11 protein-coding genes and 1 pseudogene are annotated in these 14,873 nt (G+C 42.6%); 3 read left to right on the forward strand and 9 right to left on the reverse strand.

What is annotated here, in order from left to right:
* Nucleotides 1-6 precede the first annotated feature (6 nt).
* The 7 genes from BLT29_RS04930 to BLT29_RS04960 form a co-directional block, all read right to left on the reverse strand.
* The gene (locus BLT29_RS04930) at nt 7-1,572 is read right to left on the reverse strand and encodes a T7SS effector LXG polymorphic toxin (RefSeq protein ID WP_176763812.1); all 1,566 of its coding nucleotides are present in this window, start codon (nt 1,570-1,572) and stop codon (nt 7-9) included.
* A gap of 14 nt (nt 1,573-1,586) precedes the next feature.
* The gene (locus tag BLT29_RS04935; RefSeq protein WP_090775218.1) at nt 1,587-1,862 is read right to left on the reverse strand and encodes a DUF5344 family protein; all 276 of its coding nucleotides are present in this window, start codon (nt 1,860-1,862) and stop codon (nt 1,587-1,589) included.
* A gap of 12 nt (nt 1,863-1,874) precedes the next feature.
* Nucleotides 1,875-2,261, reverse strand: a complete 387-nt coding sequence (locus BLT29_RS04940) for a YwqH-like family protein (RefSeq protein WP_090775219.1) — start codon at nt 2,259-2,261, stop codon at nt 1,875-1,877.
* Between the two features lie 152 nt (nt 2,262-2,413).
* On the reverse strand, nt 2,414-6,898 hold the full coding sequence (essC, locus tag BLT29_RS04945; protein WP_090775220.1) for a type VII secretion protein EssC: 4,485 nt from the start codon (nt 6,896-6,898) through the stop codon (nt 2,414-2,416).
* On the reverse strand, nt 6,895-8,220 hold the full coding sequence (essB, locus tag BLT29_RS04950; RefSeq protein ID WP_090775221.1) for a type VII secretion protein EssB: 1,326 nt from the start codon (nt 8,218-8,220) through the stop codon (nt 6,895-6,897). Before essB ends, essC begins: the two co-directional genes overlap by 4 nt.
* 18 nt (nt 8,221-8,238) lie before the next feature.
* Nucleotides 8,239-8,478: an ESX secretion system protein YukD gene (gene yukD / locus BLT29_RS04955; RefSeq protein ID WP_090775222.1), complete on the reverse strand. Its 240-nt coding sequence runs from the start codon at nt 8,476-8,478 to the stop codon at nt 8,239-8,241.
* A 62-nt stretch (nt 8,479-8,540) separates the two neighbouring features.
* On the reverse strand, nt 8,541-8,834 hold the full coding sequence (locus tag BLT29_RS04960) for a WXG100 family type VII secretion target (protein ID WP_176763813.1): 294 nt from the start codon (nt 8,832-8,834) through the stop codon (nt 8,541-8,543).
* 263 nt (nt 8,835-9,097) lie between these two features.
* On the opposite strand from BLT29_RS04960, the gene esaA reads away from it, so the two are divergent.
* Both esaA and BLT29_RS04970 read left to right on the forward strand, forming a co-directional pair.
* The gene (gene esaA / locus BLT29_RS04965) at nt 9,098-12,088 is read left to right on the forward strand and encodes a type VII secretion protein EsaA (RefSeq protein WP_090775224.1); all 2,991 of its coding nucleotides are present in this window, start codon (nt 9,098-9,100) and stop codon (nt 12,086-12,088) included.
* Nucleotides 12,078-12,539: a type VII secretion EssA family protein gene (locus BLT29_RS04970; protein ID WP_090775225.1), complete on the forward strand. Its 462-nt coding sequence runs from the start codon at nt 12,078-12,080 to the stop codon at nt 12,537-12,539. Before esaA ends, BLT29_RS04970 begins: the two co-directional genes overlap by 11 nt.
* 126 nt (nt 12,540-12,665) lie before the next feature.
* On the opposite strand, the gene BLT29_RS04975 is transcribed toward BLT29_RS04970, so the two are convergent.
* Nucleotides 12,666-13,013, reverse strand: a complete 348-nt coding sequence (locus BLT29_RS04975; protein ID WP_090775226.1) for a hypothetical protein — start codon at nt 13,011-13,013, stop codon at nt 12,666-12,668.
* Between the two features lie 144 nt (nt 13,014-13,157).
* Here BLT29_RS04975 and BLT29_RS13300 point away from each other — a divergent pair.
* Nucleotides 13,158-13,349: pseudogene (locus tag BLT29_RS13300) on the forward strand (type VII secretion EssA family protein); the annotation flags it as partial.
* Nucleotides 13,350-13,549: 200 nt separating this feature from the next.
* Here the strand turns inward: BLT29_RS13300 and BLT29_RS04980 are convergent.
* Complete coding sequence (locus tag BLT29_RS04980; RefSeq protein ID WP_090775227.1) at nt 13,550-14,725, reverse strand: AimR family lysis-lysogeny pheromone receptor; 1,176 nt, start codon at nt 14,723-14,725, stop codon at nt 13,550-13,552.
* Between the last annotated feature and the right edge of the window lie 148 nt (nt 14,726-14,873).

Genomic DNA, 14,873 nt, shown 5'->3' on the forward strand with positions numbered 1-14,873 from the left:
GACCCATCACTCTTTTTTCTTATCACCCTCATCGCTCTCCCTGTCTTCAAACATAAAGCTTGCACTTAAGCCTACTATAGCATGGAGACCAATTTTTGTCTCTCGACCAATTTGCCATTCACCACCAATACTACCAGCCGATCCACCAATCGATATCTTAAGATCCTTATCAGTGAACGGAACCGGAATTATCACACCTACAGATCCTTCTGCAAGCGCTGCTTTAGCCGCAAAACCAAATGAATCGTCAACTACGCCCGCAAAGCCTTTTAGTTTAAGCAAGTCTCCTGCACCATGGACGCCAGTGCCTTCAAACCATTTAGCGTCCTCACCTAGCACCAAACGACCATTACCTTTTACAAGAGCGGCTTCCAGTGATGCACCAGGTGCATACATGTCAAATGGCAACACGCTGACTTTGTTCAAACCAGCTTGCCCTGAAAAACTTCCCATGGCAATCGAAGCATCAAGTCCTACTACGCTAGTATCAACATTGAGACTGGTATGCAATGCGTCAAATTCACCATGCCCACCAATTAGCCTCGGATCTCCCCACTGCGACTCATTCCAGCCAGTCCATTCATAATCATAACGCCCAGCGCCTGACGGCATCGACACGTTGCCATTTATTCTATTCTCATCACCCGCCAAGTAACGCGCATTTGAACTACGCCCCTCAGTAACTGAATTAGGCGGCAAGCAACCATAAATTTCTCCATCATCATTGAGTAAAAGTCCGTTGTATCGAGCTGTTATTGGCAACATATCAACCATATAGTAATACAACTGGTAATCATCATAGTTCTTAATATCCATGACACTGCGCGGTCTTCCATTGTAATTATAATCCATCGGGAATGCATGTGCATACATTTCTGCACCTGGTTTTAGCTCTTTTAGCTTCTTCGCCACAATCTCATCCGCATGTACGCCTTGTTCCTCAAAAAATGTCTTTGCCGCCTTGATGCTAGAAGACGCCAGCGGTGATCCAGCTTTTGACCATTCAGTCATTTTGGATGTGACCGCGCCTACTTTCTTCAACTGCGAGCGTGTACCCTTTAACATATTGGTATTTGTTTTATCCACACCGTTTAATTTCTGCACGACGCTATCTGCGTGTTTTCTTGCTAGACCTACAGAGTTTCTGAAACCCGTTTCGCTTACCTTACCGGCATTCATAATGTGATCAATTGATGCAGAGATTTTATTTGCTTTTGCGATTGTGCTGTCCGCCGATGTTTCTAACTTATTTAAGCCTTTTGGAATATGTACCTTCCAAAATTCCTCTCGTACCAATCCATCCGCGTTTTCAAAGTTTCGGATGTTTTGTATGGCCTTTTCTATGACTTTCGTCTGCGACTGAATGTATTGTCTAAATACATGGAGCGACGGCACTTGAACGTGACGGAAATGATTCCGAAGTGCTTCTGGTCCTTGCCCTTCAAATCCGCCAACGTTCACAACGCGGTGCACCTTTTGCTCGCACTGTTCTAGTACTTTGTCAGCGGTTTCTAACTTCCCCACCACTGTATCAAACGCACCTATCACTCCGCTCACACTAAGTACTTTCAATTTGGGTGACCCCCTTATCCGCTTTTGATTTTTCCTGAGATTTGTTCGTCTTTCTCTGCGTATGAATCCACTAATTTTTGGCAGTTGTTACTTATTAACTCTAATGCTGTCATATAAGAGGTCATATACTCATCAAATTGCGCATTGTCTTCAATTAATACATCTAACATGGTTAAATTATATCCGGAAACTGTATATCGCTTCTTCATCTTGGCGCCACTTGCGACTGATGCGACTTCCTTTAGTGTCCCTTTTACTAAGGAAGTTTCTACTTTAACCCTTGTGCTCATTTACCTCACCCCTTAGCTCTTTTTCAACTCCGATACAAGATTCTTTTTACTGCTAATGCTAGTCATGTAGCCCGATCCTTCCGTCGCAAGACTCACCATTTTCTGGTCAATTAAAAAGATCATACTACCAATACAAGCAACTAGTTTTTTGTAATCCGACATGACAGAGGCTCGTCGTTCACGATGCTTAGCTGTTTCCTTTCCACGCGTTACCTCATGATTTAGTTCAGGATTCGAGACAAGGTGCTTTTCCCCGTCTGCTTCGTCTTTTACTTTAGTTAAACCTTCTCTTGCTTTTCCTAATTCTTCGAGCTGTTTCTGGACAACAGTTAACCGGCTTTGCAAAGAAACAATGTCCATTTGTAGTCGTTCAATCCTCATTGCATTCATATCACTCATCGTGCGTCCCCCTTATCTGTAAATAATATCCGCACAATTTTATTCATACTACCAGTATATTAGTGCACTTTGCTAGCGTCAAGACAAGTTGTTGAAATTATTTACTATGTGTGGGCGTCAAAAACATACTGTGACGCCCACACCATCATGAATCACACATACATAGGTTCCTCTTCCTTCAACACCTCTGGAATCTTGATTTTAGTAGCCGTACCGTTAATCATGTGGTAACCGAAAGTCGGTTCTAGTTTCTCTGAGCTTCGGAAAGCCGTCGTCACCATATCTTGATCCGCAAGTCTCATGACAAAAATGTGCTGTCGCACTTCTTTTAACTCTGATACAAGCGCGCTTCCACCGTATGCGATCTCCTTGTTATTCGCTGCGGCAATAAGATGGAAGCCAAGGTGACCTGCGGTTTTCATCATTGTTAAAAACTTGCCTTCTAAATCCAAATATGCCTTCTCCTGTAACATTTCTTGGAATAAGACAAAATGATCCACCGCAAATAAAAATGGTCGGAAGGATGGCATCTGCTCACCACGGTCTAATGCTTGCTGGTAACTGTCAGCCCGTGTTTTTAGTAACGACTCCAATTCTTCTATCGTTCGTTCTAGTTGATCTGACGTTGAGATATACTCTGTTTTCTCATGACCACTAAAACATGCAAGCGGACGGTCATACCCATCAAACAAGACGATCTTTTCTACGTCTGTTTCTACATAAGACGTGAGAAGTAACTTCAATACGTTTGATTTTCCACGTTGCGGTTCGCCAACGACAAGAAGGTGCGCTCCTGCATTTTGACTGACATAAACAGGCTTCACCGTGTCTTCGTTCAAACCAATTGGAATGCGGTTTGCTTCTTTTGTCGGAACCCGCTTTTGGAAATCGACCAGTGTCAAACGTGTTGGTAACATCGCAATTTCTTCTGGCAATGTGAGACCGTCATACTTCTTATTCAATGCTTGAATATGTTCTTTCACATTTTCAAGCACTTCATAATCATTCTTCCCTTCGGCAGGAAGGTAAGCTTGGGCAAACCAGTTTTTCTCTTTTCTTACAATCATCCGACCTGGGATTTGTTCAACCACAAACGGCGGTTTCCCCACAAAGTTTGTCAAGTCAGTATCATCTAGCATGTAATGACAAATTTTTGTTTGCATGTTATTTAAGATTGCGGCACGAATCGCGGTCGAGCCACTTGCTGTCGCAAACAAATACACCCCTCGCGATTGTCCGTCTCGCGCAAATTGAATCAAAGGTGCAATATAATCTTCAAATTCCTCCAAGATAATATCGAAGTTGTCAATCACAAGGAAGATAGATGGCAGCGACTCATCGCTCATCTCGTTGTACATGGCGATGTTGCTAACTTCTTTTTCAAGGAACAATTCATTCCGGCGGTCAATCTCACTTCTCATCAAATCCATTAACTTCTCAATCTTACGCGCTTCATCCACTTTGATATAATCTCCCGTGTGCGCAAGCTGACGAAGTGGTAATAACGCTCCGTTACCGAAATCTAGAATATAGTAGTGTGCCTGTTCTGGACTGGTGGCGTCTGCCATTGACATTAGTAGCGTCATCAATGTCATTGACTTCCCAAAGCCGCCCGCGCCGTAGATCATCACATTTCCGCTTTTACCCCACTCATAATAAATCGGGAATTGGCGTTGATATTCAGGATCATCGACAAGACCAAGCGGGAACTTTTTCTCACCCTCACTCACAACCGGACGACTCATGCGCTCTTCCAGTGGTTCAAGCCAAGGGCTTTTAGCTGGGGTAATTTGCATCGCTTCAGTCACACTTGCGATTTCCGTGACAACCGCCTCAATTTCCGTGACATTTTTCTCACCAGCCTCATCAGTGTTTACGCTAGAAACGAGCACCAACCCTAAATCAGTCACATAAGACACATCTTCTTCCCCTTGATGCGTGGCTCTTAAATACTCGGCGCCACTCCATCCGGACTGAAAAAGGTCGTACTGTTCGTTATTCCCAACTTGTAAGTACCCGCGTCCAGTTTCTTTGATGTCGGCAGCGTCGTCATTTTTTAAAACCTCTCTTGAATCCGAAGCGTCCTGCACTTTTAACGCCACTTTAAACCTTGAGTTACTCCAAATTTGGTCGTCAACGACGCCACTTGGTTTTTGCGTCGCAAGCAATAAGTGCACACCCAGGCTTCGCCCAATCCGTGCTGCTGAAATAAGCTCTTTAATAAAGTCTGGTTCCTCTGCTTTTAACTCCGCAAACTCATCTGAAATAATAAACAGGTGCGGCATCGGCTCTGTCGCCTCGCCCTTATTGTACAGATTCATGTAGTTATGGATGTGATTGACTTTATGTTGGTCAAATAACCGTTGACGCTTGTGCAACTCACTTTTAATTGAAGCAAGTGCCCGAAGACTAAAGTTTTCACTATCCTCAATGTTCGTGATGACTCCAAGAAGGTGCGGCATGTTTTCAAATGGTTGTGCCATTCCTCCACCTTTGTAGTCAATTAAAAGGAAAGCAACTTCATGCGGATGATAATTCACAGCTAACGATAAAATGTACGTCTGTAAAAACTCCGATTTACCAGAGCCCGTTGTTCCTGCAAGCAAACCGTGAGGACCGTGCGCTTTTTCATGTGCGTTTAATTCAATGATCTCACCCTTTGCTTTAAAACCAACCGGTGTTGCAAGCGATTTGGAGCTATCATTTCTTTCCCAACGTGTTTGAATGGCTAAATCTTCTACACGAGCCGCGCCTTCAAACAATTCCATAAAGGAGACCATGTCTGGGATCGAGCGAATCATGCCGCGCTGATGGTTAAGTGAAGCGAGCATACGCGCAAAAGGTTCATTTGTGACTTCCTCATGCTCATCAAAACGGAAACGTTTATGTTCCGCTTCACCTTCTCGTATAACAATTTCACCTTCATTTTTGTTAATGACCTTTACAATCGTATGCACATGTTCTGATAAGTTTTCAGCTACATCGCTTAAAAAGATCACCGAAAAACCAAGCTCTTGGTCTTTCCCTTCTAAATACTCCATGATGGCATGTTCTGAAATGAGCGCACGATTTTCAATGAAAAAGATCAAATGCGGCGAGAATCGGATTTTTTTATTTTTATTCCTGTCTTCTTGCCTAGAAAGGTGCCGCTCACGAATAGCTTGATAGAGTGGTTTTAACAACTGCTCACTTGCTTTTTCATTGTAAATAAATCCTTTTGCGTGGGTACTAGGCAACGTGAAGTGCGGCAACCAACTCATCCAGTCCCACTCTCTTCGTCTCTCTTCATCTAACACCGCAACGAACCTTACATCATGGTAACTATGGAAAAATGCTAGCTGACCAATCATTTGTGCAACTTCTTGTTGCACGGTCTCTGGTTTTCCTACAAATCCATAAGCGCCACTTTTTACGCTTAAACGTAACGGCGCATCTTTTAACTCATTGTACGCTTTTCTTAACTTCTCCGAGTCTTCAAGCAGTGCATCCCGGTCACGCTCTGACATTTCGTCTCCTGGATTACTCAAAGTAAAGCTCACTGGCACCGACGAGCGTCCAACCCGTACTTCAAGAAAGTCCTCGTGCTCCATCGTCTTTTCCCAAACGCGATGACTCACGCGGGCCGTTTGGTACTTCATTTGTTTGAAAGTAGGTAAATGGTAGGTGAGCGCATGCTTTTGTTCTTCGAGGAGCTTTTGTAGTTCATCCCTTTTTTCCTCTAAATATTCGGTATAACGTCTTTGTCGCTTCTCTTCTTTTTCTCTCCGTATTCTTTTTTCTCTAAAAAACCATGCTACCCCAACAATGGCGGTCGCTAACATCATCGGGATGATCATTAACATAAACCATCCGCGTGGGATGAAAAAGGCAAAAGCCCCCATAAATAAAATAATAAACAGTGGCGGCAACAAAATCATCCAGAGGGGGCGTTGGTGGTCGTCCTGTTCTTCACTCGGCATCGAAAATCCTACTTCGTCGTCCGGTTCACGGTAAATGATTCGCGGTGTCCGTCGATACATCGGGTATTTTTCTTGCATGAGCGATGTCGGCAATGCCATTTGTGATAAGCTCGTTTCATACGGTTCTGTACTTGTAATCGTCAATACGTCGTCTTCAATAATTGAAAAGGATAGGCGACCAATCAACAACACATCGCCGGTTTCTAACGGTGTAGGTGCCACGACCTTTGTTCCATTTAAATAAATTTGGTCACCCAACGTTGGATGAAACACCCATTGGTCATTTTTTCGAAGCAACATGCACGATGTTTGCGCTGTTTCTGGTAACACCACATCTGCTTGTGCATCATTTGAGATTGAGACTGTCCGGTCACCGCCAAGAAAGTACTTTTTCAATGTCGGCTGTTCGTTCGTGAATAAGAAAGTCATTGTTTTTGTTCCAACTTCTATTTCACATTTTCTATCCGGTTGTAATAGACGGCACCACTTTTGCTCGAATGTAAGTACACACCGCCCATCCTTATGTTGATGTGCTTCCAGCTCTGTTTCTAAATCATCAATCCGCGTTTCGGCATGCTTCCCCGCCCCAATGACAGATGGACGACCACGAAGCGCCACTTTTTGCACATGGTCATCATAAAACAACCATAGCGTTGGAGACGCTTTGTCCTTGATCATTCAGCATCCCCTCCGTCTTCCTTATCCTTTTCTTCTTTTTCTTTATTTTTCTCTTCTTCCTCATTCTTCTCAGCATCTTCCACGGCTGGTTCATCTTGTACCTGTTTATCTTGTGCTTGTCCGTCTTTTTCCTCTGTAGAAGCAGGATACGACTCATACATTTTCTTCAGCTCTTCGGAATAGCTTTTGATACTGTCATCAATTTCTTTTAGCAATGCTTCACGTTCTGCATGTGATAAACTTTTATCTCTTTCCACTTCTCTACGATACTTGCTGTTGGCATACACAACCCATTCTTGTTGCTGCAAGCCACGAGCGATCTCTACAGCCTCTTTGTTATTGCCTCGGCCAATCGCAATCCAGTAATCATAATAAATATCCCCTACCTTTGGGGTGATTGATTCACGAATGTTCTCTAAGCGATCTTCAGCTAAATTTTCTATTGCAATATAGGATTGCGCCAATTGATATTTGACCGAACGTGGCATGTCATCTGCATGAAAAGACTCTAGTACATCAACCACTGTGCTGTAGTCATTGTTAAAATAGGCCATCGAACTTTCCTGAAACGCTTGTTGCTTAGGGTTTTCAACTTGCAGAATATAAACGGCAAAAAAGATTAACGGCACAAGCAACGCAGATACACCGATGAGCGCCCACTTTTGTACGCGCCATCTTTTATGTGATACTTTATGTAACGTTTTTTCTTCTTCTTCATGTTGCTTAATCCACGCTTGTATGAGTTCTTGTAAACCTTCTATGGTTTCTTCCTTGATGAGCGCTTCTGCACGTTTGCTCAATTTGAGTGTGTCACGATAATTTAGGTATTCATTAAAATGATGGGCCCCGTCAACCAATACGAGTAAGGTTGTTCTTAATTCGACAAACAATTTGTTTATATCTTTTTCATAAATAGGGAGGCTATCTCTGACACCATAATGTATAAATGTGACACCAAGCCCTTTATCTACTAATATATTCTCTGGTGAAACCATTAGATGAAGTCGGTCGTGTTCATGCTGTGCCACTTTGTGGATCACATTATTTGCAATTAATAGTCGCGCATACGCATCTTTTTCCTTAAAGATTTTGTATCGGTCAAGCGGCACTTTCGGTTTTACAATGACTTGCAATTCGTCTTCGTGTGGTTGTAACTCGCGTTCGACAAACGCATCGCAGCTATCTAATATACCGGCTTCAAGCACATCCGTTAACTTCACTTCTGCCTTTTGAAATGCGACAGTATACGTATCCTCTTCCCTGTCATACCTTAGTTGCGCGCCTGTCTGTTCTTCTAAGTAAAATTTTTTTCTTTCTGACACGTCTCCAACTTCCTTTCCCTACAATATGACCAAATGATCACCATTTGTTACGCCGTGATCCGCAAGCACTTGATCTCCTCCGATGACCTGAGACTTATTTTTTACCCTTATCCATCTTCCCTCGCGGCACGTCGCCGTTAATCCTTCTACCTCCCAGACAATATCGACAAACTTTGTTGCGGTATATTGGTCAGAAAGGCGTAAGTTGATTTGCTTTTCTGTGTAGTTATTCAAATCAACTGTCACTTGAATGTACACGCTTCAACCACCTTCCTCAAAGGAAAGCGCAACCACATATTTTTGCGATTGCGCTTAGCAGATTAGTAACCTATTTGTCCACGAACGCGCTCGTCGTGTTCTTGCATTTCTTGAGCAATTTTTCTTGTTTGACCTGCAATTTGATTTAACAACTCCGCAGTCTTTTCAAGATATTGCTTTTTGTCTTGCCATTGCAATACAAACCCGTCTGACGCTTCACCTTTCCAGCTTGACTGTAATGCTTGCAAGCGCTTCGTGATTTGAGCTGACTCTGTCCGTAGACGCTCCGCGCTATTATCAAACGCAGTCGCTTCTGATTTTAATTCCTCAAATGTTATAGTAACTTGTCCTGCCATCTTAAATCCCCCCATTTATGAAAACGTTGTAGTATCATACATTTTAAATTATACATAACCAAAACACTGGTGGTCAACCCCTTTTATTGTACAAATTACTGTTTTCATGTAAGAATTTCCTCTCTTGCCAACGCGCTTTGCGCCTTGCCGTCCATACATTCACACGGAACATCTGAAATTTACGATTTTCTTTGACATTTTTTTCTGTTAAACTTGTAATTGGAACGCTATACCCAAATAAAAAAGAGGAGGATACATAGACCGTGAGGAACAAAAGGAACATCATTACTTTACTGATCGCAATTGCATTGATCATCGGCGCACCGCTCGTGTTTTTTAATTACATCGGTTCGGAACCAATGTTTCGGCCGAAAAATACGACAGATAAAATCGCCATTGTGAATGAAGACGATGGGTATAAAAAAAGTGAGGACTCAGAAACAACGAGACTAGGGGAAGATTTAATCCTGACCATTGATGATCAAGGTTCTGAGTATGAATGGCCTGTCGTGAGTCGTTCAGAAGCACAACAAGGTTTAGAGGCAAAAGACTATGATGCCGTCATCTACATCCCTACTTCTTTTTCAAGTAGCCTAATGTCTTTTAAAGAGGCGATACCACAAGAAGCAAATATTCGTTACGAGATGCACCCTAACTTAAATGCGAAAAACCAAGAACGTGTACAAAAAGAACTTGAAGCTGCACAGCAACGACTAAACAGTCAAGTGTCAGCAATGTACTGGCGCTATGTGAGTAGCGAAGTTTTCGGCGTACAACAAAACTTTGACGAAGTACTAGAAAAAGAGAAAAAGTTCCTAGATGAAATTTATGGCTTCTACGCACCAAGCTCAAAAGAACTGACAGCAGAAATAGATAGACAGCGTGAACGCATTAACCTACTATTTGTCAACTCAGGTGAGGCAACGAGTTTATCTGACGGTTCGAAAGCAGGCATTGAAGAAGCACAACAAATGTTTGAAAAGCTCACAGAGAACATTGACGCGTATCTCAAGCATCAAGAGCAACTCACCACCACACTACTTAAGACAGACAGTGAAAATGATGTCCTCATCAACAAATCTGCGACTGAGTTTCAGTCATTGTTACAAGAAGGAAAGGAAAATGTACGCCAAGGACAAACACCTTTCCAACCTCGATTAGATAACACTGGGAATGATGTCTTGGCGTATTTCCAACTCTGGGATCAGAACACAACTAACTTTGGACAGAACATGAATGACTTCGGTAGAAGATCAGAAACCCAGTTTATGCAGATCGATGAAGAGGTCGATCAACTAACCAACTATGGTTACAACGCCATTGAAATGTATAATCGGAACGTCAATTCTGTTAATTTTGTCTCAGCACGTACCGAAGTGAAAGCGCTTCGGGAACAACTTACTGAGGGTTCTGGTGGCAACGAGTTAGAACCTCCTGGGAGACCGGAAGGTGAACTGGAAGGGCTAAGTGAAGATTTCCTAAGTGAAGCCAAGTCTTATGTCAACAATTTAAAACAGTTGCTTGTCACATTAAAGCCTGAAGAGAAAGTCGATCCTGATCCCCCACCGACTGATCCTGTCCCACCTCCAGTTGATGAGGATGAATCAGAATCAGAGACAAAATCAAGTGAAGAGGATCCGCCGGAAGCAAGCGATCCAGCGAAAGATGATCAAACAGATCAGACAGAAGACACAAGCACACCTAAAGAAGCGTGGCAAAAAGCGACAGACTTGTTACGTGACTTAGAAACAGAACTAAATGAACGTCGCACAAATATTGACGAACATAGTAAAGTCATCACCGAGTTTTACGAGTATATTGAACAACTCTTAAGTCACATTGCTATACTTGAGGCACATGCCGGACAAGATGGACGTACACTTATAGAAGAGATTACGCAACTTGAGAAATGGATTGTCGCAAGAGACCCACATAAAATGATCTCTCCTTTACCCATTGATCAACCAATAGAGAGTCGTGATATACGTGCCTTGACACAATATTATGGTTCACTTACTCGCCTTGCGCTCTGGTTAGATTTGTATTTGTCAGATGAGGTCAATGACGAGAAAGCGAATGCGAGCGTTGAAAGATATTTAAAGGCAGAAGAATTAAGAGACAGACTTACGAGATCAAAAGAAAACGTCTCGTCCTTTATGGAGCGCGCCCAAGAAATTGAGCAAATGAAGAAATTCTCTCAAGAAGCACAAACTGAATTTGATCAGTTTGTGACAGACACAACTGACGTCCTTGGAACGCTTGAAAAAGACATTGCCGAGCAACAACAATTTGTTCTTACAGAACTTAACAACACCTTGGAAAAGGCAAATAAAGTGAACGACCAATTACAAAACGGGCGTTTGACGCTAGAAGTCGAGCCAGGACCAATTGAAGGGTTAGACGGCACTTTAGTACAAACGAACCAACAATCATCATTGAGTGAAGTTGAGCAACTTAGACATTCTGTCAAGTCTCTAGGAGAACACCAAGACGATTTAATCGGTTCAACTGAAGATATGTTTACGCAAGTGTCTAGTGTCCAAAGCAAGTCAGATGATTTAAATGACCGCTGGAAAAACAGTGTCGGTACAACAAATCTCGTATACGACGACATGAACGACATTCTTAACAACGCGATCAACGGTGGACACCATAACGATTACGTGTATAAATATTTGTCAAACCCAGTTCATGTTGCAGGTGAACAAGTAGAAGGGCCGACAGAAACCGTCACACCACCTGTCGTCATGCTCGTTATTGTATTAATCGTCAGCTTGCTCATAGGCTATTTGGCACACCACTTTGGTTACCTGCCTGTGGCAGCGCATCTATCACTATACGCAATCCTGTCTATCATCACAGGTCTTGTCATCAGCATGTACGGGCTAAACATTTACAAAATGAATGACATGCAAACAATCCAGTGGACTATAGTTACAGTTCTGCTTATGCTTGCGACCTCTGGTGTTGTGCGTTTGCTTCTAATGATTGGACCATGGATGGGTTGGCTAGGGAGTGTCTTGATTACCTTTGTGTTTGTGAGTCCATTGCTTGATACGGCACTGCCGAATTTCCATACACAAAATCCAATTGCGGAACTGTATTTGTCTATTCAGCACAGCACTCAGTCCTTGTTTGTTCCAGGTGTACTCGTATTATCTACGGTGACATTGCTTGCGGTGATGATACCAATTGTTCAACACATCAAGGCAAACAAGCTCACACGTAGCGAGGAAGAAGATCATGACATGTAAACGACTGCTTATTGCTTGTAGTAGTGTCAGCATCCTACTGATGATCTTCTCCCCTACCTCCCTTGCAGAGGAATCCCGTACCGATCCAGCACAATATCGGGAGCACAATGTAGAGTTAGACGCGAATAGAAATTTTAAAAAAGCCGAGAGAGAAGAAGTGGAGATCACGGAAGAAGTGGATCAATTACAGTTTACTGATCCACGCGGGGAACTTTACCAGGAAGTTGTCGATGCCGTATCTTTATCATTAGAAGAAAGCCCGTTCTCGACAACGCAAGTAGTCAGTGAGATGCATCTCTTCCAAGAAGTTAACGCTCTTTCTGAAGAAGTATCCGCCGAGAACGGTACCGCTACAAGTTGGTTTGTATGGGCTTTAGGTGGGATGGTTGTTGCCCTGCTTGTGTTCTTGTTTGGGTACGTCATTCCAAAGTGGTTTATTCCTGCAAAATAGCAAAATAGATCCCCATTTGCTCACTCATGAAAGTGACCAAATGGGGATTTCTCCATAGTTTGGCGAATCAATCCTCAAGACGTCTCAAGTGAATGTTGAAAGGCACGCTTAGGCGATGGGATTTCTTCATTGAAGCAGACTGATTTTTTCGGATGTAAGCGTCATATCCGACTGCACCCTTCTTAACGCTTCATCTATCTTCCTTTTCTTATCCTCCACTTGCCTTTTTAGCCCTCCGTAGGCATCTTTCATGCCTTCTTCAAAACGATCAGCCTTGTGTCCTCTACAATGGTTAGGATCCATGCTGATTTGTTGCATAACATTGACTTCATAGTCAGACAACAGTTTGTCTAGCGTCCTGCTTGCTTCTTCTAATCTTCCCTCTTTTTCCCCCAGAGCGGCAAGTTCCTTGTTTAAGTCGGCAACCTCTCGCGCTTTATGCTGAAGTTCTTCTCTCATGGCGTCCTCGTTCATATCATTATCCTCTCCCTTGACGCATGTATACATTGCGTTAAAATCATTTATGTACATTTTAATAGCAACACGCTTAAGATGTCAAAGACAGCGCTTTATGTTGTACACTTACAATAAGATAGACAACTATATGGAGAAGATACCGTCACGACAGCAACCGTGGCTAATCATATTGGTCTGTTTAACGAAGCAACCACTTTATCTCAAAAAGCAATTGATGATGAGGCATCATCTGTCGCTTGGCTCCCTTGGGCGCTAGGTAGTATTGTGACCGGACTCCTTGTGACATTGTTTGTATATATCTTGCCTAAAGGGTTTAGCCAGCCTGAACAATAAAATTTGCGAACCACCTGTCGTCCGTGGCAGGTGGTTTTCATATTAAAAAACTGCCCCAAACGGAACAGCCGTTTTGCTTTAATTTGTCGTGACGGGAACTCCTCCTCCAGTCACCTGTACATCTCCACTAGTGCCCATTCCAACCGTTAAACATATTGCCATCACAACTACACACAAAACACGTTTCATCGACTTCCCTCCTATAAATTAAGGGTGGCTAACTCTCTTTTTACAAGCGGCAACATATACGCTTGATTTTCTTTTTCAAACTGCCCTAGTGCCAAACGCAATAAGTCTTTGTTTTTCAGTGCCTTAGCCTTGTAAAACATTAAAAATGCGTCGCACCCTTTTTCTTTTTCCAACTTGTTAATGATATGAAGGGCTTTCTCTCGTTCATCCCGAACAATGTATTGATGCGCCGCCTCATCAAGTGCGATGCCTTCCACATCAATTCTTTCTCCATATATATTACGCGCAAAAGGGTAATATTCCTTCTCTAGCTTTTCACAATAGCTCGTCAACCCTGCACGTTTTGCGTAAAAAATTGCCGTTTCAAAGTGTTCAAAGCAAGTATCTTTTTGATACACGACACCCCTCGTAGACTTAGACAATGTTGCCAACCCGAGTCCATGATGACACGGAACAAGCATAGAATCAGGCGTAGCGCCGTTTACAGTTACAGCCAAATAACGACCTTCTGCCTTTTCTGGCTCACCTTGCGCAAAAAGTAGTGCGTTCGCTTTTGATAACAACATAATGCTAATAATCACGCTTTTTCTGAAGCTCTCATCAATATCAGCAACATGACTCTTGGATAGACCTTCCGATGCCAAGACTCTATCCACTAAACCAATCTTGCTACACTCTTCTAGTTCTAGTAATTCTAATCGTATCTTCAAAATCGGTTGTTGAACAATGCCTATTAGTTCCCTTGCTTTTTGGATAATCTCTCTAGGTGCAGATTTCTTTTCAACCACATGGTCTAAAAACAATTGATACACTGGCAACCATTCTCTAAAAACTGGATCACCTTGATACCGTTCTAACAACCGTCTTAAAACTTCACCCTGTTGAAAAAGAGCGGCGTACTCTAGTGCATCTTTCCTATGATCATAATCCCATACAGACAGTGCATAGACATTCATTAGTTGCACAACCCGTTCTGGTGCAAAACTTTGTACCGCTAGTACCACTTGTTCAAATGAAATGGATTTTTGCAATTTAGCCAAATCGCGTATTGCTTCCTCTGTCCAAGCATCGCCTTGATACCACAAGTCTCTCTCTTCTAAAACTTTTCGTGTCTCCTTTTGGATAAGGGGTGTAATGATCTCGTCACGTGGACGAGGACTAAATTTGACCCCCTCTTGTTTTAACAAGTAAACCACCTCCTACACAAAATTTTCGACGTAAAAACATTTATCCCTTCAAAAAAATGGATGAAGACGTTTTTTTCGTCCGACAATGTTCGCATTTCCTCCGCAATAAAAACGTTTCACTTTATGAATGATGCACGTTACAATAAAT

The organism is Shouchella lonarensis, from assembly GCF_900096965.1.
GTDB lineage: Bacteria > Bacillota > Bacilli > Bacillales > Bacillaceae_D > Shouchella > Shouchella lonarensis.

What these genes read in the sequence shown, in the direction of transcription:
- essC (WP_090775220.1), bottom strand. Translation starts at nt 6,898, where the DNA reads ATGATCAAGGACAAAGCGTCTCCAACGCTATGGTTGTTTTATGATGAC.
- BLT29_RS04970 (WP_090775225.1), top strand. Translation starts at nt 12,078, where the DNA reads ATGACATGTAAACGACTGCTTATTGCTTGTAGTAGTGTCAGCATCCTA.
- BLT29_RS04940 (WP_090775219.1), bottom strand. Translation starts at nt 2,261, where the DNA reads ATGAGTGATATGAATGCAATGAGGATTGAACGACTACAAATGGACATT.
- BLT29_RS04960 (WP_176763813.1), bottom strand. Translation starts at nt 8,834, where the DNA reads ATGGCAGGACAAGTTACTATAACATTTGAGGAATTAAAATCAGAAGCG.
- BLT29_RS04935 (WP_090775218.1), bottom strand. Translation starts at nt 1,862, where the DNA reads ATGAGCACAAGGGTTAAAGTAGAAACTTCCTTAGTAAAAGGGACACTA.
- BLT29_RS04975 (WP_090775226.1), bottom strand. Translation starts at nt 13,013, where the DNA reads ATGAACGAGGACGCCATGAGAGAAGAACTTCAGCATAAAGCGCGAGAG.